We start from the raw sequence: 24178 nt of genomic DNA, 5'->3' as shown, positions 1-24178 counted from the left end.
AAATTGATACATTAAAGATCTACTATATTTACTACAAATACAGTTAGTTTAAAATAATCGGAAGTATTACACTAAGTTTGGAGGTGGTGCAAATATACTAGGAGAAATATTGTCTAGTTTGACAATATTTTCAGACACTATTGTTTTTTTCTGTATATAAAGAGGTATTGCAACTTCATGTTGCAATATTACCGGATAAACGGCTGCCTTAAGTTCTTTGTGTGAGTGCTCTTCTTCAGAAAAACTAAAAAACATAGATGTATCATTACTCTTCTTCATCAACGTCACAACTGTTGGCGTTGCTAAAAAAGCAATGAATATGAATAATAATATGCGAGCGATTAGTTTCATTCAAGCAAAAATAACTTTTAACAGATAAAATCAAAGTATGAAGCTAAAAATTTTATAGAAATTTAACATTTGTAAAAAAGCTGAATATATACATTTGACTATTCATATTTTTAAACAATTCATAAACAACATATTAAAACTCTTCTTCCAGCCAGACATTCATCATATAATTTGTACCTTCATCGCTAATTTTTCCTGACTTATTCAAAATTTCTCTTTCAGTTTTAAGCAAATCTGATAAGAATGTATTTTATTAATTGAACTGCTTTTTCGTCATTTGAAGTGTTTCCTGACGATAAATTTAATCTTCTAAAGTATGAATGGAGCTCCTTAAATCGTTAAAACTCGTTCGGCTATCCTATCTATTTTTAATTGTGAATAGATATACAACTCTTCAATTATTTTTACAAATCTAAAATAACTTCCTTGTAATAATTATAATGAAAAATTATATTTTCTTATTTTTGCATCACAAAATACTATTAAAATGACTATAACTCAACTACAATATGTTTTAGCAGTAGCCGAGCATAAAAATTTCACATTAGCGGCAGAAAAATGTTTCGTGACTCAGCCTACTTTAAGTATGCAGATTCAAAAAATTGAAGAAGAATTGAATATTTTAATTTTCGACAGAAGCAAAAAACCAATTCAGCTTACAGATATTGGTCAGAAAATTGTAAATCAGGCAAAAAATATTGTAAATGAGGCAAATCGTATTCAGGATATTGTCGAACAGCAAAAAGGTTTTATTGGCGGTGAGTTTCGTTTAGGAATTATTCCAACAATCATGCCTACACTTTTACCTATGTTTTTAAATAATTTTATAAAAAAATATCCAAAAGTAAAGCTTTTGATTGAAGAGCTTAATACCGATGAAATTATTACAAAATTAAAAAACGGTCATTTGGATGCGGCTATTGCTGCAACCCCGCTTGAAGACGAAAAAATCAAAGAAATTGTATTATATTTTGAACCTTTTGTAGCCTATATTCCTGAACACCATTCCAGTTTTCAAAAAGACGAAATAGAAGTTTCTGACTTAAACATCAATGAAATCTTACTTTTACAAGATGGACACTGTTTTAGGGACGGTATTTTAAATTTATGCAAAAATGGAACTGATATTGATCAAAACAATTTCCAGATTCAAAGCGGAAGTTTTGAAACACTGATAAAATTAGCAGATGAAGGTTTGGGCACAACATTACTTCCGTACTTACACACACTGGATTTAAAGGACTCCGATAAATTAAAACTTCGTAATTTCAAAGAACCAAAACCTGCACGTGAGGTGAGTTTAATTTATCCTAAAAGCGAATTAAAAATGCAAATCATTGATGCCTTAAGGAGCACTATTGCAGGTGTCGTAAAAGGGGCCATTGTTTTTCAGAATGTTCAAATTGTTAGTCCATTACAAAAAAAATAACATTCATTTAATTATTCCATTTGCTATAAATATAAAATCGTATCCGTAACTGTAAAACAGCCTATTCGGATACGATTTTATTTAATAAAGATTATTCAGGCTATTTAATTCCCTTCTTAAGTGTTTCAACAGAAGAATCTTCTAAAAGTTTTATTTGCTCAACAACTATTTGTGCAATTTCTGTTGCTCCTTTTAAAGAAAGATGCGTATCATCGTCTTTAGCATCTTTATAATATGGATTTTCTCCTGCTTTGAAATGTAAATGCAACTCTTTTGATTTTTCAGGTCCATAAGATTGTTCTAATAATTCGGTAAAATATTCCAAATCAATAAAAGGAACATTAAATTCCTGCGCAACCAACCTGGTTTCTAAAGGATAATCCCCGTGAGTTCCAATTAACACTCCTTTTTCATTAAAATTTCTTCTTGCAATTGAACTCAGTAAAATTGGAATTGCTCCTTTTGCACGGCTTTCTTTTACAAAACGGATTAGATTATGTCTGTAAGCCGTATGCGGGTTTGTATAACGTAATGAATCCATGTTTTTCCCATCATTATGCCCAAACTCAATAAAAACATAATCACCTTTATTTAGTTTTTGGTATACCGCATCCCACTGTTTTTCAGCTATAAAACTTCTGGTACTTCTTCCATTTAAAGCCCTATTGTCGATAATAATATTATCTTTAAAAAAAGGTTGTAATACCTGAGCCCAACCGTGTTCAGGGTTTTTTTCCGGATCTTTTTTATTCGCCATTGTTGAATCTCCAATGGTATAAACAGTTGTTTTTTGTGCAAAACAAGTGGCTGACATCAACCAAAGAATTAAGATATAATGTTTCATTTTTTATTTTTTATTAAACTATTTTGCTGCTGAAGGAAATGTAGCTTTTTCTCCGATAAAAACTTCATTCAGAATTACATTCTCAGCATTTGTACTTGATATCGCATTTTTAGCCCACTTAATTTCGATATTATTTAAAGAGATATTTTTGATCTTTTTATCAGCAAATCCCTGAATAACAATCCCTGAAGCAGAAGCTTTATTACATGAAATATCAGAAAAGGAAACATTTGATATTTCAGACTGAAACCCTTTTCCCTCTCCGTGATAATTGGCTGTGATATAAAGACAATCTTCTACTTCATCTAATTGGATATTTCGAACAAAAACATTTTTTATAAAACCACCTCTGTCAGCATTGGTTTTTAAATAAATACCTCTTTTTAAATAACCAGTGGTTTTGCAATTCTCAACAAAAACGTTTTGTACTCCAGCGGACATTTCGCTGCCTATAACTACTCCGTGAAGCCCTTTAAAATTACAGTTTCTAATGATAATATTTTCACTTGGGGTAGCTGCATTAGCTCTTCCTTCATGATCTCTTCCTGCTTTTATTGCTACATTATCATCACCGTTATTGAAAGTTACATTTTCGATCAAAACGTCTTTTGCATATTCAGGATCTACACCATCATTATTGTAATTCAATGACTTATAACTTAATCCTCTAACGGTTATACTTTGTGATTTTAATAAATGCAGACACCAAAAAGGAGAATTTTCAATACGGATATTTTCGACTAAAATATTCTTACAGTTAAAAAACTGAATCATTTGTGGACGCAAAAAATAACCTGTCCCAAATTTCCTTTCATTGACAGGAACATTGTTATGATTCATTTCCCGGCTCAGCTCTTTACCTTTTCCTTCTTGAGATTTAAAGGTTTTCCATGTTTTACCACCTTCTCCATCAATAATTCCCTCACCGGTTAATGCAATATTGGTACAATCATATGCATAAATTAACGGGCTGTAATTATAAAGTATTGTCCCTTCCCAGCTGGTTAAAACCATTGGTAAATAATCCTCAGGCTTATCACTAAATTTAATTTTCGCGCCTTTCTCAATTTTTAAATTGACATTGCTTACAAAATGAATTGGTCCTTTTAAAAGATAAACTCCTTTTGGAACTGTAATAGTTCCTCCCTTATTCTTCTTACACAATGCCATTGCTTTATCAAAAAAGGGCTTACTATCAGAAACAGAGTCTCCTTTGGCTCCTAATTTCGCTACATTAACTTGATACGAAGGAATTTTGGGTAGTTGAATTGCACTTACAATTGAATCTACTTTTGCCGTTGGAAATTTATTGTCCTGAGCAAATGAAACAGTTGAAAACAATACCAGAAAAAAAAGTCTAATATTCATAATTTTTATTTTTGCAGGCAAAATCCTAATTCACTGTTTAACACAAAGGAAATGCTCAATCAATTACTATTATAGAATTACTCTGATTCAGTTTTTTCTAAATTATTTTTTTTTGACCACTTTTTGTATTTTTTCAAAACTTCTTTAGGTTCATTAGAATACCACGAGTAACCATTTCTTCTTTCTTCACCAATATCAGTTATATATTTCTTTTTAATTCCGTCACGGTCACAGAAAAAAGCCTCATTTGTATCAAGTTCTGCAAATCTTGGCCAAATTGGCGCAACCTCATCAGTTGGATACATTTTTTTACCTATAACTTTACCATCTGCATCGTATATTCGCTCTTCTCTAAGATTGGTAATTTTTGTTTTTTCAAACCAGTTATATGCACTTACAATAGCAGTTTTAATTTCAGGTGAAGGATTATCAACAGACATTAAAAATAATACAATTTTTGCAGATTCTTTTCCGCTTAATGAAGCAAGTTCATAAGCTCTTGCATCAGCTGGAGCAAAAGTAACTTCATCATGTTGTGCACACCAAACAGTTAAAACACCATTTTGTTTGTATTGGGTTTTTAAGATGCAATCAATTCCTTTCTCAACAGCTATTTTAGCTTTATCAACAATCTCCTGCGATGGTTTAATACTGTAATATTCAGTTTGATTTGCTATTTCTTTTAATACATTCAAAACATCAACCATTGAATTGTCATTATAAGTAATATGCGTATAATATCCTTTTTTTAATGGAAAATACTGAGGCCATCCTCCATTAGGATATTGTGCTGAAAGTAAATAATTTACAGCTCTTAAAAATGAATCTTTATATCTTTCATCTTTTGTCTGAGCGTACATTTTAGATACAAAAAGTATTTCCTGGGTTGTTGCTCTGTTATCTATTGTACAGTCTTTTCCTGATGGTTTTAGTTCTAATAGTTTAGCTTTTTCTTCCTCAGTCAATTCTTTCAACATTTGGATATTTTTTGGCCATCCGCCAATATCTCTTTGATAAAGCAGAACATTTTCGCCTACTTTTTTACCTTCTTCAGAACCAAACCAGGCTGAGTAACTTTTTATAATTAAATCCGGCCACTTTTTAGCTTTTTCCTGTGCGTTAACATAACAGTTCGTACTTATTAAAAGTAATAATACTGTTTTTTTAAGTTGATTCATTTAGTTAATTAATTTTGGTTATTTATTTAGTTATTTATTTTTTCTGCTTTAATTGGTTATCCTAAACCAATCTATTGCAACACTGCCAGCATCATTTATAACACCTTCTCTAAGTGCCAAAAATCCTATTTTAGCACCAATCCATTTGCCTTCTCGCGCAGTAAAATTATCGCCAACAGAGTTAAATTTTTGTCCATCTATGCTATATAAAAAATTACATATTCCGCCTGCTTTTACTTTTACTTGCAGGTAAATTGTTTTATCTTTTATTGCAATTTTTTTACTTTCAAGTTCAATTCCTTTTTTATCCGCTTTCAAAGCTGTTCTTTGAGAAAGAAACAGTTTACCTTCTTCTTGTTTCAGACATAAAAAACTATAATCCAGCCCCATAATTACCAATCCTGCATATTCCCCATCAAATCTGGAATTAAACGTAATTTTTGTTGTTGCAGTAAACTCATCCGAAGGAAATTTTTGTAAAAGTAAATTAGGAACATCAAACAGATTATTATAATCTTTAGGAACAGGAATACAATTTAAATTATAATATCCCATTGCTGTAGGAAGTCCCCAGGTAATCTGTGGATTTGCATGCCACTGCCATTGCAGCCCAAGTTTTGGTTTATTAAATTCATCACTTTCCGCTGGCGTTTCAATAGGAAATATTTTTTTACCTACATTTGGTTTTTTATAAGCCATAACAGGCTCTCCAGTACCATCTTTATCTTCGTCATTTCCGATCACCGGCCAGTCATTTTGCCACTTCATAGGCTGTAAATGAACTACTCTTCCGTATGCAAACTGATCCTGAAAATGAATAAACCAATCCTCCCCTGTTTGTGTCTGAACCCAGGCACCCTGATGAGGACCGTTTACAGCTGATTTTCCCTGATCCATAACTTTCCTTTTTTCATAAGGCCCATACACATTTTTGGATCTCATAACCGTTTGCCAGCCAGTAGCTACTCCTCCTGCCGGAGCGAATATGTAATAATAGCCATTTCTTTTGTAAAACTTAGGCCCCTCAATAGTTACTTCATCTGTAGTATGCCCGTCAATAATCATGACATCATCATTATGGGCAGACAAACCATCCGAACTCATTGAACAAACTGCCAAAACACTTTTTATTCCTGCACGGCTTCCAGCAAAAGCATAGCCTAAATATGCTTTACCATCCTCATCCCATAACGGTGTTGGATCAATCAGGCCTTTGCCTTCTTTTAACATAAACGGTTCAGACCAAGGGCCTTCTGCTTTTTTAGCTTTCACAGCATAAATCCCAAAATCGGGATCAGGATAATAGATATAAAATTCATTATTATGAAAACGAATACATGGAGCCCAGACACCATTTCCATGCTGAACTTTATTATAAACCTCTAAAGGCTTTTGTTTTGAAAGTGCGTAACCAATTAATTTCCAGTTTACCAAATCTTTTGAATGAAGGATAGGCAGTCCCGGAATACAATTGAATGATGAAGCTGTCATGTAATAATCATCCCCAACCCTAATAACATCCGGATCTGAATAATCCGCATATAAAACAGGATTTTTATACGTTCCGTTACCTTGATCGGCAACCCAGACTTTCGAAAAATTATTTTGATTTTTTTCCTGTCCTGTTAAGATCTGGATTCCTGTGAAACACAAAAAAAGAAACTTTATTTTTATAAATTTCATTTAAAAAAAATTATACTTATCTGTTTAACTCTAATGCCGCTAATATAAAAGGCCCTGTAGCTTTTGGGTCATTATCTTTCTTTTTTTCATTTACATAATATTCATAGGAACCATCTCTATATGGAGTTCCTCCAAGTCCAGCTACCTGGCAGGCCTGGGTTAAGGTAATTGTTCCGTCAGCATCAACTTTTATTAATTGGGTAGTCAAACCATCAAAAGCCAGGTTTGCCAGTTTTTTAAATTTTGATGGCAAATAACCTTTATTAGCCCCTTTTGCAAACGCATACGCAAACATTGACGAACCTGAAGCTTCCAAATAATTTCCTTCCTTACCCATTTTATCCGTTACCTGATACCACAAACCAGATTTATCCTGATACTTTGCTAAACTTTCTGCAACATTATTCAAATAGCCAACTAATTCTTTTTGTTTTGGATGGTCTTTTGGAAAATAATCCAATGCATCAACTAAAGCCATTACATACCAGCCAAGAGCTCTTGACCAATAATTTGGAGAGTTTCCTGTTTCTTTATCAGCCCATGCCATTTGCTTGCTTTCATCCCAGCCGTGAAATAACAATCCTGTTTTTGGATCTGTAGCATGCAATTGAATTTGTTCAAATTGATGCGCAATATCATCCAGACTTTTTCCATTTTCAAAAGTTGCTGTATATTGAGCATAGAAAGGTTCTCCCATATACAAACCATCTAACCACATTTGATTAGGATATATTTTTTTATGCCAAAATCCTCCAGACTGCGTCCTTGGCTGATCAGCTAATTGCTTGCGCAATAACTGCATTGCTTTTAAATATTTTTCTTCTTTAGTTTTATTATACGTATTAAAAAGCAAACGGCCAGCTACAATCATATCTATATTATACTTCTGCATTTCATATGTCTTAATTGTTCCGTCATTTTCAATCAAAGCATCTAGATATCCCTGTACATAAGCTGCATATCTTGAATCCGGATTCTTTTTATACAATTCTTCAAATGAATATAAAACAAGACCATGAACATAGTCCCATTTTGGAGCTTTAGAATCATCTATCTGCCAGGATTCAGGATGGCGTTTCATTAAAGTTAAAGCCATTTTATCAGACCACTTTAAGTTTTTTGAAATAACAGTATAATCCTGCGATTCAGTAGTTTTTACAGGTTCAGGAGAAGCCGTTTTACAACTAAATAAAGTGAATAAAACAAAAAGCATGGCTACTTTTAAGGTATTTAATGTGTTTCTTAACATAGTAATTTATTTTTGACTGTATTGAAATTCTATTTATCTAATTCTATTGCTGCCAGCAGAAAAGCTCCTAATCCATGAGAATTATCGGTAACAATTCTTTCGCTCAAATAATATTCGAATGAACCGTCTCTGTAAGGATTCCCTCCTAATCCTGCACTTCCACATACTTGGGTAATGTGGACTTCACCATTTTTATCTACTTTAATAACATTCTTTATTAATCCATTAAAGCCTTTATTGGCAATTTTTTCAAATTTAAAAGGCAAATAATCTTTGTGTACTCCTTTAGCAAGCACATACACGAGCATTGAAGAACCTGACGATTCTAAATAATTCCCTTTTTGCTTTTGCAGATTTGGAATTTGATACCATAAACCGGATTTATCCTGATATTTGCTTACTGCAATTGCTAATTCATTTAAATAACCTATCAATTCACTACGTTTTGGATGATCCTTGGGAAAATAATCTAATGCATCAACTAACGCCATCCCATACCAACCAAGTGCTCTTAACCAAATATGAGGAGCCGTTCCTGTTTCTTTATTAGCCCAAGGCATTTGTTTACTTTCGTCCCAAGCGTGAAAATACAAATCTGTTTTTTTATCAAATGTATGTTTGTGAAGAAGTTCAAATTGATGGGCTACATCGTTTAATTTTTCACCTTTCTCAAATTCGGTCTTATATCTTGCATAAAAAGGCTCTGCCATATACAAACCGTCTAACCACATTTGATTAGGATAGATTTTTTTATGCCAAAACCCTCCAGATGGTGTTCTTGGGTAGTCATCCAAATTATTTCTTAATGTTTTTAATGCTATCAAGTATTTTCCTTCTTTTGTTTTATAGTATAAATCAAAAAGTATTTTCCCTGCATTTATATTATCAAGACTATGATTTTCAGGATCAAACTTTTTGATTGCACCAGTTTCATCAATAAACACATCCGCATATCCTTTTACGTAGTCATAATATTTTGGATTGTTTGTCTTAGTATATAATTTCTGATAAGCCGTCAAAATCATACCAATTTTATAATCCCATTTTGGAGCTTCATGACCATCAATTTTCCATGCTTCAGGATATCTACTGATTATTGACAATGCCATTCTTTCTGACCATTTTAAATTATCAGAAATTTTTATCTGACTCTGAACATTATCCTGAGCAATTGTTTTACTACAGCAAAGAAGTAATAAAATAATTGCACTTTTGCAGAAATTAGTTTTCGGAGAAATTATCATGTTCATTAAAATTTAATTTTAGTTCTTTTTATTACAATGTCTTATTTTAAAATTTTATCCAAAAACTGAGTCGTATAAAGAACTGTTTCTTCAAACCAAGGATTAAAAAACCAAAATGAATGAGGAGAATCCTTAATTGTATGCACCTCATTATAAATATGGTTTCGATTCAAAATTGCAATCATATCGTTCCTTCCTGCATGAAATCTATCAATACTGCTATTTATGAATAATATTGGCGGTGTATTTTTATCTGTGTGTGTTAAGGCAGAAGCATTTTTCCAATTTTCCGGAACTTCAGCAGAAGTCCCTTTAAGCCAAAAAGCTGCCATTTCACCCTCTGAAGATTCAGGATGTTTAAAAGCTAAAACTCCATCTATATCAATAATTGCATTTACTTTTGATGAATATTTGCTTTTATTCTGAACATCGTCAAAATCTGGATTATCATTTGTTGTTCCAATCAAAGCTGCCATTTGCCCTCCTGAAGAACATCCCAAAACAGCAATCTTATTTGGATTTACTTTAAATTTTTTAGCATTATTTTTTATAAACCTAATTGCATTTTTAACATCAAGAATTCCTTCTGGATATTTAGCTTCTAATGACAATCTGTATTCTATTGCAAAACAAGAATAGCCTTTTGAAGCAATTTCCTGCGCCAAAACCTTCATCTGATTCTTATTACCGGATCTCCAACCACCTCCATGAATCATTATTACAGCAGGATTTCTTTTTTTAATTGTACTAAAATATGCATCCAAATGTAATGGTCTGTTTTTATTATCATTATAAACAACGTCATTAATTTGATTAACATTATCTTTTTTTACTTCTTCGGTTATTTTTATGAAAGGATATTTTTTTATCAATTTAGTATAAGTAGCTACTATAGTATAAGAACTATCCACAGGATAAGTACTTTGCCCAAAAATAGCATTTGATAAAAAAAACAACAATCCTACTGACAAAATGTTCTTCATAACTAACAAAACTTAGTTAAGAAAAAAGTTCGATACTTTATCAAACTCATTTTTAAACTAATTCAACAAATAATATAAACCAATCCTTAAGAAAACTAAAATTTAATAAAAATTCGCCATTTAAACTAATTACATAGAGTTCTTAACTTAGTTTTTGATGGATTCAACCTTTTTTCCATTGATGTAAGTATTTATAAAATTAAAATTCTTGACATTTTTCAATAAATAAATTGAATCTGCTTTTTCAATATTAACATTTTTAAGTACAATATTTTCTACCGGCGACTCTTTATATCCTTCTGCCCAAACACCATATTTGCCAGCCTTTTTTACTTTCACGTTCTCCAAAATTACATTTCTTATAACCGGAATAAAATTTCCTGTCTGGGAACCATATACATTATAAAACATGTTCAATTTCAAAACACATTCTTTAACAGTACCTACATCCAAATTTCTCACGTAAACATCTTCAATTACTCCTCCTCGTTTAGAATTTGTTTTAATACGTATTGCTCTGTCAAGATTTGGACTATCCATAATACAATTCTCTACAAAAACATTATTAACACCTGCAGATATTTCACTGCCAATTACAACACCTCCATGACCATCAATCATTTTACAGTTTTGTACTATTATATTTTTGCTTGGCAACGCAACTCTTCTTCCGTCAGCATCTCTACCAGATTTTATAGCTATACAATCATCTCCTGTATTAAAAATACAATTTTTAATAATTACATTTTGTGAGTATTCAGGATCACATCCATCATTATTTGGACCATGACTATTTACTGTAACACCGTCGATAATTATGTTATTTGATTTCATTGGATGTAAAATCCAAAAAGGAGCATTGATAACCTTAACGTCTTTTATTAAAACAGTATTACATTCAAAAAACTCAATGAAATTAGGTCGCAAATAACGTCCTTCTCCAAAAATTCTTTCTTCTACCTGAACACCCTTTTCAGCCATATCAACTAAAACTTCACGATTGGCAGGATCATTCTGAGATGGAATTCCTTTTTCCCATCCATAACTTTTACCTCCTGACCAAACCCACCAATTAGCAGAATTGGCCTGACCATTCAAAGTGCCTTTACCTGTTATAGCTACATTGGTTTTATTTTTAGCATAAATAAGAGGGGAATAATTCATCAACTCTGTTCCTTCCCAAGAAGTATGAACTATTGGATAATCTTTTGGATTTGTACTAAACAGAATTTCAGCATCATCTTCTAAGTGTAAATTTACATTGCTCTCCAAATGTATTGCTCCTGTCAAGAATTTACCAGTCGGAACAATTACTTTTCCGCCGCCATTTTCAGCACATGCTTTTATCGCTTTTTCAAAAGCTACGGTATTAATTGTTACTCCATCAGCAATTGCGCCATAATCTATAACATTATAACTATTCTCTAAAAATTTAGTCTGAGGAATACTTTTAACAATCAAATCCATTCTTTCCCACGGGGAATTTGAAGCATCGGTAACCTTGCCACCGCATGACAGAAAAAGAGAAGCTATAACAAGAAAAATTGAATTACACTTTAAGCTTTCAAAAACATTCATTTGTGAAATATTTCCATTATAAAAATAAGATTACATCGATTATGTAATCGATTACACGAAAATAGAAAAATAGATTGAATACAACAAATTTATTTCTATATAATTTATGTATTCAATTTTAATTATAAAATTAATTTACACTTATTGTAAAAAAACACATAATTTTTTATTATTGCTCCATTGTTTTAAATCAAAAAAAGAATTTAGGTAATCGATAACATTTTATATTGGGATATCCAAAAAAAATGTATTTTTGTGTTAAAATAATCAAAATATTTTTTTTGAATGAGTGAGAAAATAACCATATATGATATTGCCAAAAAGCTAAACATCACTGCAGCAACGGTTTCGAGAGCCTTAAATAATAATCCGAAAATAAAAGACAGTACAAGAGAATTGGTACTTGAAACTGCCGCTTCAATGAATTACAAACAAAACAAATTGGCTCTGGCTTTAAAAAGTGGAAAAAGTAATAACATAGGGGTTATTGTTCCTCGTATTGACAGTAATTTTTTCGCATCTGTCATTAGAGGAATTGAAGAAGAACTTTATCCACACGGCTACCAGGTTATTATTTGTCAAACTCATGAAAATCCTAAAAGAGAAAACGAAAACCTTTACACATTAATAGATGCACAAGTTGACGGCATTATAATGTCAGTTACCGATGTTACTAATGAAAATGATAATGCTTTTCATAATGTGTTAGAAAAAAATGTCCCGTTGATATTCTTTGACAGAAGCAAACACATAGATGGTGTAAGTTCAGTAACCATTAATGACTTTAAAGGGGGATACATTGCTACAAAACAATTAATTAATCAAGGATGTAAACATATTGCACATTTATCTGGTGATCAATCATTGGAAATTTTTAAAAATAGATTTTTGGGATACAAACAAGCTTTATTGGACAACGGAATCACATTTAACGAAAAATATGTTATTCAGTCTAAAAGTAGTCTTGAAGCTGGAAAAGAAGCAATAGATATTTTATTAGAACTTGAAACTCCACCGGATGCTGTATTCTCATCAAGTGATTTTGCTGCACTGGGAGTTATACAGGAATTAAAAGAAAGAAACATAAATATCCCGAACGAGTTTTGTGTAGCAGGTTTTAGTAATGAACCTTTTACCAAGTTTATGGAACTTTCTATAACTTCAGTAGATCAGTCACCACTGGAAATGGGAAGAATGTCTGCAAGAGTTTTTCTGGAACAAGTTGACAAAACAGAAACCATTAAAATTGAAAAAAAAGTAGTTTTGGCTCCTGAATTGCATATTCGTAAATCTTCAACAAGAATAAACTTTTAATTTTACCACTAATTAATTATAGTTTTAATCTTAACCAACATTAGAGATATAAAACATAAACACATAACAAACAGCCAATTATCTTCTTAAAACCTATTTGTTTTTATTTTCTACTAATTTATTTAGTAATATACTTTTCACATTATTTTTTTTATAAAAATAGTTTCCTTTATCACAAAATTAGAAACCAAACATTCTATTACTATTAGATGATTAATCTTACAAATGTTGTTTTAGTAATCGATAACAATTTATATTGAATTATTCAAAAAAAAGGTATTTTTGTGAAAAAATAATCAGATAAATTTTTTAATGAGCGAGAAAACCACTATTTACGATATTGCCAAAAGACTTAATATTACTGCTGCTACGGTCTCAAGAGCATTAAATAATAGCCCTAAGATCAAAAAAAGTACACGCGAACTAGTTCAGGAAACAGCTGATTTAATGAACTATAAGCAAAATAAATTAGCTTTGGCCTTAAGAAGCGGAAGAAGCAATAATATAGGGATTATAGTTCCTCGTGTTGATAATAATTTTTTCGGAACTGTAATTAGAGGAATTGAAGAAGAACTTTATCCTCATGGCTATCATGTAATTATTTCACAAACTCATGATGATCCAAAAAGGGAAAATGAAAATCTATATGCTTTAATAGATGCACAGGTAGATGGTATTTTAATGTCTGTTACAGATGTTAGTGATCAAAACTATGATGCATTTTTGAACGTATTACAAAAAAATGTCCCCTTAATTTTCTTTGATAGAAGCAGAAACATTGATGGAGTTAGCTCTGTGACAATTAATGACTTCAAAGGTGGATATCTTACAACAAAACATCTAATTCATGAAGGATGTAAACACATTGCTCATTTTTCCAGAGATCAATCTCTTGACATATTCAAAAATAGATTTTTAGGATATAAACAAGCTTTACTAGATAGCGGAATACCTTTTAAAGAAGAATATGTCATCCCTATTAAAAGTAGTGTAGAATCAGGAAAAGAGGCAATAGATATTTTATTACAACTTGAAACACCTCCAGACGCTATATTTTCTTCAAGTGATTTTGCTGCATTAGGAGCTATTCAGGAATTAAAAGAAAGAAATATAAGTATCCCTAATGACTTTTGCGTGGCAGGATTCAGTAATGAGCCTTTTACTAAATTTATGGAACTCTCCATAACTTCAGTAGATCAGTCTCCACTCGAGATGGGAAGAATGACAGCACGTGTTTTCTTAGAACAGGTAGACAAAACCGACGCCATTAAAATCGAAAAAAAGGTAGTTCTTGCTCCTGAATTACACATTCGTAAATCTTCAACAAGAACTACCTTTTAGTAGTTTAGATACGGATAAACATATCCTTTTTTAAACCATATAAGTCATTTGAGAAAAGTAAGCAAATAAAATATTTACTTAAATGAACTTACATAACTTATATGGATAGCTTTTAGAACTTTATTTAAAGAGAAACCCCTCTTTTCCAAGGAATAAATACATCTTGTTTCAGCTGATCTGCTTTTGTTTCTACGTTTCCGCTTGCCAATTCTATAATATAATCTACGATTTCTGCTCCAACTTCGGTAATGTTTTTTTCACCAGTAATCACAGTTCCAGCATTGAAATCGATAATATCCGACATTCTGTTAGTTAATGCCGTGTTTGAAGCAATTTTCACAACGGGTGCAACCGGATTTCCCATCGGATTTCCTAAACCTGTGGTAAATAAAACAACTGTTGCTCCAGCTCCAACTAATCCTGTGGTACATTCGGCGTCATTTCCTGGTGTATTTAAAAGATTTAAACCTGGTTTTGAAATATATTCACCGTAATCTAAAACGTCTACAATAGGTGCTGTTCCACCTTTTTTAGAAGCACCAGCAGATTTCATTGCATCGGTAATTAATCCGTCTTTAATATTTCCTGGAGATGGGTTCATATCAAACCCTGAACCTGCATCTACAACTGATTTTTCAAAAGCTTTCATCAAAGATAAAAACTTGTCTGCTTTTTCTTCGTCCACACATCGGTTCATCAATTCTTGCTCAACGCCACATAATTCTGGAAACTCTGCTAAAATGGTTTTCCCTCCTAAAGCTGCGAAAATATCGGAAACAACTCCCAATGCCGGATTAGCAGAAATTCCTGAAAATCCATCGGATCCACCACATTCCAAACCAATACTTATTTTTGAAACAGGAGCAGGTTTACGTTCAATTTTGTTGGCTCTTTTAATAGCTTCATAAGAATCTTTAATCACCATTTGAAACATTTTATCGGTAGTACCAATTTGTTGTTGCTCATAGATCAAAATTTCTTTATCACAATTCGGACTTATTTCTTTCAATGCGTTTTTAAAAATATCTACTTGCAAATTTTGGCAACCCAAACTTAAAACAGTTGCACCGGCAACATTTGGATTGTTTACATATCCTGCAAGCAGTTTTGCCAACAATTCCGAATCTTGTCGAATTCCACCACAGCCCCCTTGATGATTAATGAATTTTACTTCGATATTATCTAAAATATTTTCATTTGAATTTCTATCAGCAACTTCTTCTACGCTTTTTTCTTCAATTAAAGAACGCAATAAATTTTTATAAGAAACTTCTTTTTTTGGTAGTAATTCGTTTTCGAAAATATCTTTCAGTTTTTCGATATTTTTATTTTCACAAAAAACTAATGGAATAAATAACCAAACATTTTTGGTCCCAACTTGCCCATCAGTACGGTGGTATCCATTGAAAGTCTTATCTTTCCAACGATCTATATTTGGAGGAGTCCAACCTAAACTTCCAGTTTTACGAAAAACTTTTTCACTTTGATGTTTTACATTTTCGGTGGTAATTACTTCTCCTTTTTTTACAGGTTCTACAGCTTTTCCTACCAAAACGCCATACATTATAATTTCATCACCAATTGCAAAATCTTTCTCTGCGATTTTATGTTTTGCTTTAACATCAGTTGTTGGTGAAACGGTAGTTCCTTCAAATGCAATTTGTTCGTTTTGTACCAAATCGGTTAAAGCAACAATTACGTTATCTATTGGATTTACTTTTATTAATTTCTTTTGCATGATAATAATTTTAAAAAGGTTTTAATTAGTTTTTAGCGCTGAAATTAGCATAACCTTTTTCAATTCCGTTAGCTTCAATTTCAGTTAAAACTACTACTAATGCTTCAGACAGACCGTTAATTTTTGTTAAATCTTCACCCCAAAATTCGATATTAGCTAAAACTTTAGCAACAACTAAATCTAAAGACCCCAATTCCCAAGCACTTCTAAATGCTTCAACTAATTCCGGAGTATCTTTTACCGGTAATGCTTCATTATTCCATGTTCCTTTGTAAAACTGAATTAAGGAAGCTAATGAAAAAGTCAAACTAACAGGCAGTTTTTTGTTTGCATTATAATATCCTAATAAACTAGGTAAAACTCTTACTTTGAATTTTGAGATCGAATTTAAAGCAATATCAGCCAATGCATGTTTGATAAATGGATTTTTAAACCGATCCATTACCTCTTCAGAATAAGCAGCGATTTCATTTTTGTCCATAGCAAGGGTTTCACTGATTTCACTGATAACACTGTTTACGAATTTCCCTGTAAAATCTCCATTAACAGTCTCCATTACTAACTTGTTACCATACAAAAGCGACGTAGGAACCATTGCTGTATGTGCACCATTCAAAATACGAACTTTGATCATTTTGAAAGGACGAATATCATCAACAATTTTAACATTCAAATCCGTTTTATGGAAAGGTAACTTTTGTTTTAAATCTTCACCACCTTCAATAGCCCATAAAAAGAATGGTTCAGCAGCAACAATTAAATTATCCTGATAATCTAATTTACTGTTGTAGTCTTCAATTTCTGCTCTTGGGTATCCCGGAACAATTCTGTCAACTAAAGTACTGTGGTACGTACACGCTTCTGTCAACCATGTTTTGAATGCATCCTCTAATTTCCATAAATCGACATATTGCAAAATATATTTCTTTAAAGTCTCCGAGTTATAATCAATCAATTCACAAGGAATGATTGTCACTCCTTTAGAGGCATCTCCATTGAAATGTTTGAATCTTTCATAAAGCAAAACAGTCAATTTTGCAGGAAAGGCTGCCGGCGGCTGCATATCCGGAGTATCTGTATCAAGGAATTCAATTCCGGCTTCAGTAGTATTTGAAACAATAAACTGAAGTTCTTCTTCTTTAGCTAAAGCTAAATAATCTGCAAATTCAGTATATGGATTTATAGCTTTTACAATATTGTCAATTAGCTGAATGTCTTGTATTTTTTCGCCTTTTTTGATACCGTTCATAAACAGAGTATAAAGACCATCCTGATCGTTAATCATGTTTACCATACCATCTTTCAACGGCTGAACAATTGCAATACCAGCATTGAAATCAACCTCTTTGTTTAGTTTATGAAAAGCGTAATCAACAAATGCTCTAAGGAAATTACCTTCACCAAACTGAACTACTTTAATTGGATTTAATTTTTCTAATCCTGTATTTACTCTATTTAATTTTTTCATTTTAAATCTTTTCTAAAAGTGTTATAAATAACATCATTAATCCCTTACCTGTTTTGTTATTGTAAAAGAAACATTACACTTGTAAAGATTAAAATAAAGTTTGCTGTGAGGAGTGACAAGCTTTATTTTTCAAGCGTAATGTTCAATTACAACCTTTAAAACTCTAAAAAAAACTGCTTTACAATAAGGAATAAAATAATTATCCTTATTTATTATTTCTAATATCTTTTATGATGTTCAATACATCATTTACTTTATTTTTTAACCCTTCAAAATCCTGCTTATCCAGCAAATCTTTTGAAATCAATTGTGAACCAAGACCAACGCAGGTAGCACCCGCATTTAACCATGAAGATAAACTTTCTACAGTTGGATAAACGCCTCCTGTTGGCATAATAGTCGTCCAAGGGCAAGGTCCTTTTATTGCTTTAATAAACTCTGGTCCGTAAATATCAGCAGGAAACAATTTTACCACTTCACAGCCTAATTCTTCTGCTCTTGCAATTTCTGAAAGAGTTCCACAACCAGGAGACCATAACACTTTTCTACGATTACAAGCTATGGCAATATCTTCTCTAAACACAGGAGTTACAATAAAATTAGCACCAAGCTGCATGTATAACGAAGCTGCAGCAGCATCAGTAACAGAACCAACACCTAGCATCATTCCAGGCAATTCAGCCAATGCATATTTATTTAATGCTCCAAAAACTTCAAAAGCAAAATCACCTCTGCTTGTAAATTCCATTAATCTGGATCCGCCATCGTAACAGGCTTTTAATACTTTTTTACTGATTTCAATATCCGAATGAAAAAACAAAGGAACCATACCGTTGTCTTTCATCGTCTGAGCTACTTCAATTCTTGAATACTTTGCCATACTTTATTTATCTTGATACTAATCCGGCCGAGTTCCCTCCTGCCATGTTTTCAACTTCTTTTAATGTCACCAAATTATAATCTCCGGCAATGGTGTGTTTTAAGCAACAAGCCGCTACTGCAAAATCCAGTGCCTTTTGTTTGTCTTCTTTATACTCAACCAATCCGTAGATTAATCCCCCCATAAAGGCGTCACCACTACCAACTCTGTCTATCACAGGAGTAACTTCCTGTACAGCGGCATTAAAAATGGTTTTTCCATCGAATAAAACGCCACCAATTCTTTGATGTGAAGCACTAACGGAATAACGTAATGTCGTTGCTACAGTTTTTAAGTTCGGACAAAGCTCATATAACTTAGAATATAAAGCCGGTAAAGATTTTTCATCCTGATAATTCGGATTTACTTTAGGAATTCCTAACATAAAATAAGCTGTATCAATGTCTCCTAAAATAACGTGACTGTATTTTAATAACTCAGGCATAACCTCACTTGGTGTTTTGCCATATTGCCATAATTTTGATCTGTAATTCAAATCACATGAAATAGTTAATCCTAATTCATGTGCAATCTGAACTGCTTCCAGACAGGCTTCTGCTGCACTCTGAGAAATTGCTGCTGAAATTCCGCTAAAGTGAAACCATGTCGCTCCCTCCAATACTTTCTTCCAGTCAATATCTCCTTTTTGAATAGTTGCCATCGAGCTATGTGCGCGATCATATACAACATTGCTTCCTCTGGTTCCTGCTCCTGTTTCTAAATAATAAGTTCCTAAGCGTTCTCCGCCGTAAACAATACTTTTAGACTCCACATTCATTTTACGCATTTCCTGTACTGCACAGTAACCAATTTCGTTCTCAGGCAATCTCGTAACAAACTCAGCAATAATACCGTAATTCGCCAAAGAAACGCAAACATTAAATTCACCTCCGCCGTAAGACGCTGTAAATGCTTTAGCCTGAGAAAAACGCAAATGTCTTTCTGTAGAAAAACGCAACATTATTTCGCCGAATGCAACTACTTTACTCATTATAAATTAATTAAAATTTGAAATATTCTTTTGCATTGTTATACGAAATATCAGAAACCATTTTTCCAATCCATTCCATATCAGCAGGAAGCTCTCCTCTTTGAATTTCATCTCCTAAAAGATTACAAAGAATTCTACGGAAATATTCGTGTCTTGGGAAAGATAAGAAACTTCTTGAATCTGTCAGCATTCCAACAAAACAACTAATTAATCCCATGTTTGATAGGGCGTTTAATTGTTTAGTCATTCCGTCTTTCTGATCCAAAAACCACCATCCTGATCCAAACTGTACTTTTCCTCTCACACTTCCGTCGTTAAAGTTACCAATCATGGTAGCCATCACTTCGTTATCAGCAGGATTTAAGTTATAAATAATCGTTTTTGTTAATTTATCTTTACTGTCTAATGCATTTAAGAAAGCAGATAATTTTTGAGCTTGTGGATAATCTCCAATGGAATCCCAACCTGTATCCGGTCCTAAAATCCTGTGCATACGGGCATTATTATTACGTAAAGCTCCTAAGTGAAATTGCTGTACCCAACCTAATTCATGATATGTTTCAGATAAAAACAATAAAACTGCACTTTGGAATTTCAATGCTTCTTCAGGAGTTATCGTTTGGTTTTCTCTTTTCTTTTTGAAAATTGCATTTATTTCTACTTCACTAAAGTTTTCGAAATAAATCTGATCTAAACCGTGATCACTTAATTTACATCCGTTTGCATTAAAGAAATCAATTCTTTTTCTTAATGCTGAAAGTAAATCAGAATAAGTATTGATTGCTACTCCAGACACATCCCCCAATGTGTCCAGATAAGCATTGTAACCATCATTTAAAATCAAAATAGCTTTATCAGGCCTGAAAGCCGTGCTCATTTTAGTTTCAAATGGATTACTGTTTAATTTTTGGTGAAACTCTAAAGTATCAATAGGATCTTCAGTAGTACAAACCAATTCAGCATTTACTTTTTTAAGCAAATTGCGTGTGCTGTATTCTGTTGAATTTACTTTTGCAGAAGCTTCCTCATATATTCTTTCAGCAGATTTTTCATTCAGCAAATCGTAAATATCAAAATAACGTGCTAATTCTAAATGCGTCCAGTGATACAAAGGATTACGCATAGTATAAGGAACTGTTTTAGCCCAGTTTAGGAATTTATCTTTATCAGAACCATTACCTGTAATAAACTGCTCATTAATCCCTAACGTACGCATTGCACGCCATTTGTAGTGATCTCCGTTTATCCACACATTTGTAATATTATCGAAAATTTTATCTTCAGTAATAAACTGTGGATTTAAGTGATTGTGATAATCAATAATAGGCTGATTTTTTGAATAATTATGATATAATTCTTCAGCGTATTTATTTTCAAGTAAAAAATTATCGTTTATGAATGTTTTATTCGAGCTCATGCTTTTAATATAATAGAAAATTATTCTTCGTTTGATGGTTTTCCAATTGTTGCAAGGATTCCGCCATCAACATATAAAATGTGACCGTTCACAAAATCACTGGCTTTAGATGATAAAAATATAGCTGCTCCTGCTAAATCACCAGGATCTCCCCACTTTGCAGCCGGTGTTCTGCTAATGATAAAATCATTAAACGGATGTCCATCAACTCTGATTGGTTTGGTTTGTTCAGTAGCAAAATAACCTGGTCCTATTCCGTTAATTTGAACATTATATTTGGCCCATTCCGTTGCCATATTTTTGGTTAACATTTTCAGACCTCCTTTTGCAGCAGCGTAAGCAGAAACTGTATTTCTTCCCAACTCACTCATCATTGAGCAAATGTTAATAATCTTACCTTGTCTTCTTTCGATCATTCCTTTTGCAACATGCTTAGAAACAATAAACGGACTTACTAAATCAATATCGATTACTTCTCTAAAATCAGCAACTTCCATTTCCAATAAAGGAATTCTTTTAATGATTCCGGCATTGTTAATCAGAATATCAATTGATCCGACTTCGCTCTCAATTTTCGCTACAGCAGCGCTAACTTCTTTCTCTTCAGTAACATTAAATTTGTAACCAACAGCATTGATTCCTTCGCTTTTAAGTGCTGCCACAGCATCATCAATTTTTTGCTGAGAAGAATTTCCATTTACAACAATAGTTGCTCCCGCCTGACCTAATCCTTTTGCCATTGCCATTCCCAGTCCGTGTGTACTTCCTGTGATTAAGGCAACTTTTCCTTTTATATCAAATAAATCTATCATCATCTTATCTTAAATCTGTAATTTTACAAACATCCATATCTCCATAATCCAAATTCTCACCGGCCATTCCCCAGATAAAAGTATAATTACTTGTTCCGGAACCAGAGTGAATAGACCAAGGCGGAGAAATAACTGCCTGATGATTGTTCATCCAAATATGTCTTGTTTCCTGAGGCTGTCCCATAAAGTGACATACTGCCTGATTTTCCGGAATATCAAGATAGAAATAAACTTCCATACGACGATCGTGAACATGTGCCGGCATTGTATTCCAAACACTTCCCGGTTTCAATTCTGTCATTCCCATTTGCAATTGGCAAGTTGTAACCACGCTTCCAATAATCATTTGATTAACGGTACGGTGATTAGCTGTTTCCATTGTTCCCAATTGCAATTTATTAGCTTCAGCTAAACTTACTTTTTTAGTTGGGTAAGTTGTGTGAGCCGGAGCAGAATTCAAATAGAATTTTGCTGGATTGCTGCTATCATCACTTTTGAAGATTACTTCTTTGTTTCCACTTCCAATATACAAAGCATCTTTAAAACCTAACTCATAAGATGTTCCTTCAACAACAACAGAACCGCTACCTCCAACATTGATGATTCCCAACTCTCTTCGTTCCAAAAAATAAGGAGCTTTAAGTGGATCAATAGTTTCTAAAACTAAATCTCCTTTAACTGGAACTGCAGAACCGGTGATATATCTATCATAATGAGAATAAACCAACACCACTTCATCTTCCTGCATCAAATCATCAATCAGAAACTCATTTCTCAATTCCTGAGTATCATATTTTTTTACAGCTTCCGGGCTTGATGCGTATCTTGAACTATATTTTGTCATAATTTTAAATTAATGTAATCGATTGCACAAAATTATATTTTTAAATTTAAATATCATAATAGAAACGAAAAATTATTTGTGTATTTATCACACTTCTACCTTTTTCATTCTTGGAACTAAAATATGCATGATCAGCCAGGCCAGTAAATAAGCTGCTCCACAAATACAGAACATAATAAAATATCCTGTTTCTATTTTACCGATTTTGGTATAATAAACAAACATATTTTTTTGAACTACTGCGGTTAATAAAATTCCGCCAAATGCTCCGAACATCCCACCTATTCCAGTAACCGATGCAGTTGCTTTTTTAGGAAACATATCAGATACTGTTGTAAAAATGTTAGCGCTCCATGCCTGATGAGCTGAAACCACAAAACCAATCACTAAAATTGCCCACCACATATTTATTGTACCTAAGTACTGAGAAAACAATACTGGTAAAACAGCAAACGCATAAAGTAGCATACTCGTTTTTCTAGCTTTATAAGCTGGCCAATTTTTCTCAATTAATTTTAACGGAAGCCAACCTCCAAAAATACTTCCAACACTCCCAATAACATAAACTAAGGCACATGGCCAAATAATTTCTGTAGCCGAAAGTTTGTATTGTTTCATTAAAAAATCAGGCAACCAGAACAAATAAAACCACCAAACAGGATCTGTTAATAGTTTTCCGATTGCAAAAGCCCATGTTTGACGAAAAGTCAATAGTTTCAACCATGAAACCTTCTCAGTATCTTCTGCCTCAATGACATCAGCTTTATCAGCATTAATATACTCAAGCTCTGCCTGCGATAAACGTTTTTGCTTTTGAGGCACTTCATAAAAAATAAACCATAAGGCCAACCATACAAAACCAATAATCCCTGTTGCAATGAAAGCCCATTGCCATCCATAATTTTCAGCTATAAATGGCACCGATAAAGGAACAATTATTGCTCCAATATTACTCCCTGAATTAAATATTCCTGTTGCTAAAGCACGTTCTTTTTGCGGAAACCATTCTGCTGTTGCTTTTATTGCCGCAGGAAAATTCCCTGCTTCTGTAACTCCTAAAAACACACGTGCAATCAAAAACCCTCCTGTACCTGTTGCAAATGCATGTCCAACAGCTGCCAAACTCCATAAACCCGTTGCTATTGCATAACCTAATTTAGTACCTAATTTATCAATAATTCCTCCTGCAACCAGCATACCTAATGCATATGCGATTTTAAAAGCTATTTCTATATTTGAATAATCAATAACCTCTTGTTCCGGAGTCCAATGAAAGGCTTCTGAAAGAAAAGGCCTTAAATAACTGATTACATTTCGATCTAAATAATTTACGGTAGTAGCAAAGAAAACTAAGCTACAAATGGTCCAGCGATACTTTCCTATCGCTGCGTTGGTTTGGTTCATAATCTGGTTTGGTTTGGTTGGTA

General features: G+C 32.8%; 20 protein-coding genes. 3 read left to right on the top strand and 17 right to left on the bottom strand.

Annotation, left to right across the window (positions count from 1 at the left end; all coding sequences use genetic code 11):
* Nucleotides 1-66: 66 nt before the first annotated feature.
* A complete protein-coding gene (locus tag BXU10_RS04390) occupies nt 67-351 on the bottom strand; it encodes a hypothetical protein (protein ID WP_031456284.1) in 285 nt (94 codons plus the stop codon).
* 487 nt (nt 352-838) lie between these two features.
* On the opposite strand from BXU10_RS04390, the gene BXU10_RS04385 reads away from it, so the two are divergent.
* Nucleotides 839-1780 carry a LysR substrate-binding domain-containing protein gene (locus tag BXU10_RS04385; RefSeq protein ID WP_031456285.1) on the top strand — a complete coding sequence of 314 codons (942 nt, stop codon included), beginning with the start codon at nt 839-841 and terminating at the stop codon, nt 1778-1780.
* Between the two features lie 100 nt (nt 1781-1880).
* Here the strand turns inward: BXU10_RS04385 and BXU10_RS04380 are convergent, their stop codons facing one another.
* From BXU10_RS04380 to BXU10_RS04345, 8 genes are all read right to left on the bottom strand, one after another.
* On the bottom strand, nt 1881-2624 hold the full coding sequence (locus BXU10_RS04380) for a rhamnogalacturonan acetylesterase (protein ID WP_078226269.1): 744 nt from the start codon (nt 2622-2624) through the stop codon (nt 1881-1883).
* Nucleotides 2625-2642: 18 nt separating this feature from the next.
* Nucleotides 2643-3992, bottom strand: coding sequence for a glycoside hydrolase family 28 protein (locus BXU10_RS04375; RefSeq protein ID WP_078227911.1), 1350 nt, complete (start codon nt 3990-3992; stop codon nt 2643-2645).
* Between the two features lie 77 nt (nt 3993-4069).
* On the bottom strand, nt 4070-5170 hold the full coding sequence (gene pelA / locus BXU10_RS04370) for a pectate lyase (protein ID WP_078226268.1): 1101 nt from the start codon (nt 5168-5170) through the stop codon (nt 4070-4072).
* A gap of 48 nt (nt 5171-5218) precedes the next feature.
* On the bottom strand, nt 5219-6853 hold the full coding sequence (locus tag BXU10_RS04365; RefSeq protein ID WP_078226267.1) for a glycoside hydrolase 43 family protein: 1635 nt from the start codon (nt 6851-6853) through the stop codon (nt 5219-5221).
* A 16-nt stretch (nt 6854-6869) separates the two neighbouring features.
* Nucleotides 6870-8102 carry a glycoside hydrolase family 105 protein gene (locus tag BXU10_RS04360; protein ID WP_078226266.1) on the bottom strand — a complete coding sequence of 411 codons (1233 nt, stop codon included), beginning with the start codon at nt 8100-8102 and terminating at the stop codon, nt 6870-6872.
* Nucleotides 8103-8131: 29 nt separating this feature from the next.
* The gene (locus BXU10_RS04355) at nt 8132-9346 is read right to left on the bottom strand and encodes a glycoside hydrolase family 105 protein (RefSeq protein WP_078226265.1); all 1215 of its coding nucleotides are present in this window, start codon (nt 9344-9346) and stop codon (nt 8132-8134) included.
* Between the two features lie 41 nt (nt 9347-9387).
* Nucleotides 9388-10329 carry an alpha/beta hydrolase gene (locus BXU10_RS04350; RefSeq protein WP_078226264.1) on the bottom strand — a complete coding sequence of 314 codons (942 nt, stop codon included), beginning with the start codon at nt 10327-10329 and terminating at the stop codon, nt 9388-9390.
* Nucleotides 10330-10476: 147 nt separating this feature from the next.
* Nucleotides 10477-11907 carry a glycoside hydrolase family 28 protein gene (locus tag BXU10_RS04345; RefSeq protein WP_078226263.1) on the bottom strand — a complete coding sequence of 477 codons (1431 nt, stop codon included), beginning with the start codon at nt 11905-11907 and terminating at the stop codon, nt 10477-10479.
* Nucleotides 11908-12192: 285 nt separating this feature from the next.
* Between BXU10_RS04345 and BXU10_RS04340 the strand changes: the two genes are divergently transcribed.
* Both BXU10_RS04340 and BXU10_RS04335 read left to right on the top strand, forming a co-directional pair.
* Complete coding sequence (locus BXU10_RS04340; protein ID WP_078226262.1) at nt 12193-13221, top strand: LacI family DNA-binding transcriptional regulator; 1029 nt, start codon at nt 12193-12195, stop codon at nt 13219-13221.
* 312 nt (nt 13222-13533) lie between these two features.
* Nucleotides 13534-14562 carry a LacI family DNA-binding transcriptional regulator gene (locus BXU10_RS04335; protein WP_078226261.1) on the top strand — a complete coding sequence of 343 codons (1029 nt, stop codon included), beginning with the start codon at nt 13534-13536 and terminating at the stop codon, nt 14560-14562.
* Between the two features lie 124 nt (nt 14563-14686).
* On the opposite strand, the gene BXU10_RS04330 is transcribed toward BXU10_RS04335, so the two are convergent.
* The 8 genes from BXU10_RS04330 to BXU10_RS04295 form a co-directional block, all read right to left on the bottom strand.
* Complete coding sequence (locus tag BXU10_RS04330; RefSeq protein ID WP_078226260.1) at nt 14687-16300, bottom strand: UxaA family hydrolase; 1614 nt, start codon at nt 16298-16300, stop codon at nt 14687-14689.
* Between the two features lie 25 nt (nt 16301-16325).
* Entirely contained in the window at nt 16326-17768 is a 1443-nt protein-coding gene (locus BXU10_RS04325; protein ID WP_078226259.1) for a tagaturonate reductase, read from the bottom strand.
* A gap of 205 nt (nt 17769-17973) precedes the next feature.
* A complete protein-coding gene (locus tag BXU10_RS04320) occupies nt 17974-18648 on the bottom strand; it encodes a bifunctional 4-hydroxy-2-oxoglutarate aldolase/2-dehydro-3-deoxy-phosphogluconate aldolase (protein WP_078226258.1) in 675 nt (224 codons plus the stop codon).
* Nucleotides 18649-18655: 7 nt separating this feature from the next.
* Nucleotides 18656-19678 (bottom strand): sugar kinase, encoded by a 1023-nt coding sequence (locus BXU10_RS04315; protein WP_078226257.1) that lies wholly within the window; start codon nt 19676-19678, stop codon nt 18656-18658.
* A gap of 10 nt (nt 19679-19688) precedes the next feature.
* Nucleotides 19689-21095, bottom strand: a complete 1407-nt coding sequence (uxaC, locus tag BXU10_RS04310; RefSeq protein WP_078226256.1) for a glucuronate isomerase — start codon at nt 21093-21095, stop codon at nt 19689-19691.
* Between the two features lie 20 nt (nt 21096-21115).
* Nucleotides 21116-21910: a gluconate 5-dehydrogenase gene (locus BXU10_RS04305; protein ID WP_180908940.1), complete on the bottom strand. Its 795-nt coding sequence runs from the start codon at nt 21908-21910 to the stop codon at nt 21116-21118.
* A gap of 1 nt (nt 21911) precedes the next feature.
* Complete coding sequence (gene kduI / locus BXU10_RS04300) at nt 21912-22751, bottom strand: 5-dehydro-4-deoxy-D-glucuronate isomerase (RefSeq protein ID WP_078226255.1); 840 nt, start codon at nt 22749-22751, stop codon at nt 21912-21914.
* 87 nt (nt 22752-22838) lie between these two features.
* Nucleotides 22839-24155 (bottom strand): MFS transporter, encoded by a 1317-nt coding sequence (locus BXU10_RS04295; RefSeq protein ID WP_078226254.1) that lies wholly within the window; start codon nt 24153-24155, stop codon nt 22839-22841.
* Between the last annotated feature and the right edge of the window lie 23 nt (nt 24156-24178).

It is taken from the genome of Flavobacterium sp. LM4 (assembly GCF_002017935.1).
Classification (GTDB): domain Bacteria; phylum Bacteroidota; class Bacteroidia; order Flavobacteriales; family Flavobacteriaceae; genus Flavobacterium; species Flavobacterium chungangense.
Note: the sequence above shows the minus strand (reverse complement) of the source record. Positions and strands in the feature narration are given on the sequence as shown.

Coding starts and splice junctions, on each gene's coding strand:
- BXU10_RS04390 (WP_031456284.1), bottom strand. CDS start 351: ATGAAACTAATCGCTCGCATATTATTATTCATATTCATTGCTTTTTTA.
- BXU10_RS04385 (WP_031456285.1), top strand. CDS start 839: ATGACTATAACTCAACTACAATATGTTTTAGCAGTAGCCGAGCATAAA.
- BXU10_RS04380 (WP_078226269.1), bottom strand. CDS start 2,624: ATGAAACATTATATCTTAATTCTTTGGTTGATGTCAGCCACTTGTTTT.
- BXU10_RS04375 (WP_078227911.1), bottom strand. CDS start 3,992: ATGAATATTAGACTTTTTTTTCTGGTATTGTTTTCAACTGTTTCATTT.
- pelA (WP_078226268.1), bottom strand. CDS start 5,170: ATGAATCAACTTAAAAAAACAGTATTATTACTTTTAATAAGTACGAAC.
- BXU10_RS04365 (WP_078226267.1), bottom strand. CDS start 6,853: ATGAAATTTATAAAAATAAAGTTTCTTTTTTTGTGTTTCACAGGAATC.
- BXU10_RS04360 (WP_078226266.1), bottom strand. CDS start 8,102: ATGTTAAGAAACACATTAAATACCTTAAAAGTAGCCATGCTTTTTGTT.
- BXU10_RS04355 (WP_078226265.1), bottom strand. CDS start 9,346: ATGATAATTTCTCCGAAAACTAATTTCTGCAAAAGTGCAATTATTTTA.
- BXU10_RS04350 (WP_078226264.1), bottom strand. CDS start 10,329: ATGAAGAACATTTTGTCAGTAGGATTGTTGTTTTTTTTATCAAATGCT.
- BXU10_RS04345 (WP_078226263.1), bottom strand. CDS start 11,907: ATGAATGTTTTTGAAAGCTTAAAGTGTAATTCAATTTTTCTTGTTATA.
- BXU10_RS04340 (WP_078226262.1), top strand. CDS start 12,193: ATGAGTGAGAAAATAACCATATATGATATTGCCAAAAAGCTAAACATC.
- BXU10_RS04335 (WP_078226261.1), top strand. CDS start 13,534: ATGAGCGAGAAAACCACTATTTACGATATTGCCAAAAGACTTAATATT.
- BXU10_RS04330 (WP_078226260.1), bottom strand. CDS start 16,300: ATGCAAAAGAAATTAATAAAAGTAAATCCAATAGATAACGTAATTGTT.
- BXU10_RS04325 (WP_078226259.1), bottom strand. CDS start 17,768: ATGAAAAAATTAAATAGAGTAAATACAGGATTAGAAAAATTAAATCCA.
- BXU10_RS04320 (WP_078226258.1), bottom strand. CDS start 18,648: ATGGCAAAGTATTCAAGAATTGAAGTAGCTCAGACGATGAAAGACAAC.
- BXU10_RS04315 (WP_078226257.1), bottom strand. CDS start 19,678: ATGAGTAAAGTAGTTGCATTCGGCGAAATAATGTTGCGTTTTTCTACA.
- uxaC (WP_078226256.1), bottom strand. CDS start 21,095: ATGAGCTCGAATAAAACATTCATAAACGATAATTTTTTACTTGAAAAT.
- BXU10_RS04305 (WP_180908940.1), bottom strand. CDS start 21,910: ATGATGATAGATTTATTTGATATAAAAGGAAAAGTTGCCTTAATCACA.
- kduI (WP_078226255.1), bottom strand. CDS start 22,751: ATGACAAAATATAGTTCAAGATACGCATCAAGCCCGGAAGCTGTAAAA.
- BXU10_RS04295 (WP_078226254.1), bottom strand. CDS start 24,155: ATGAACCAAACCAACGCAGCGATAGGAAAGTATCGCTGGACCATTTGT.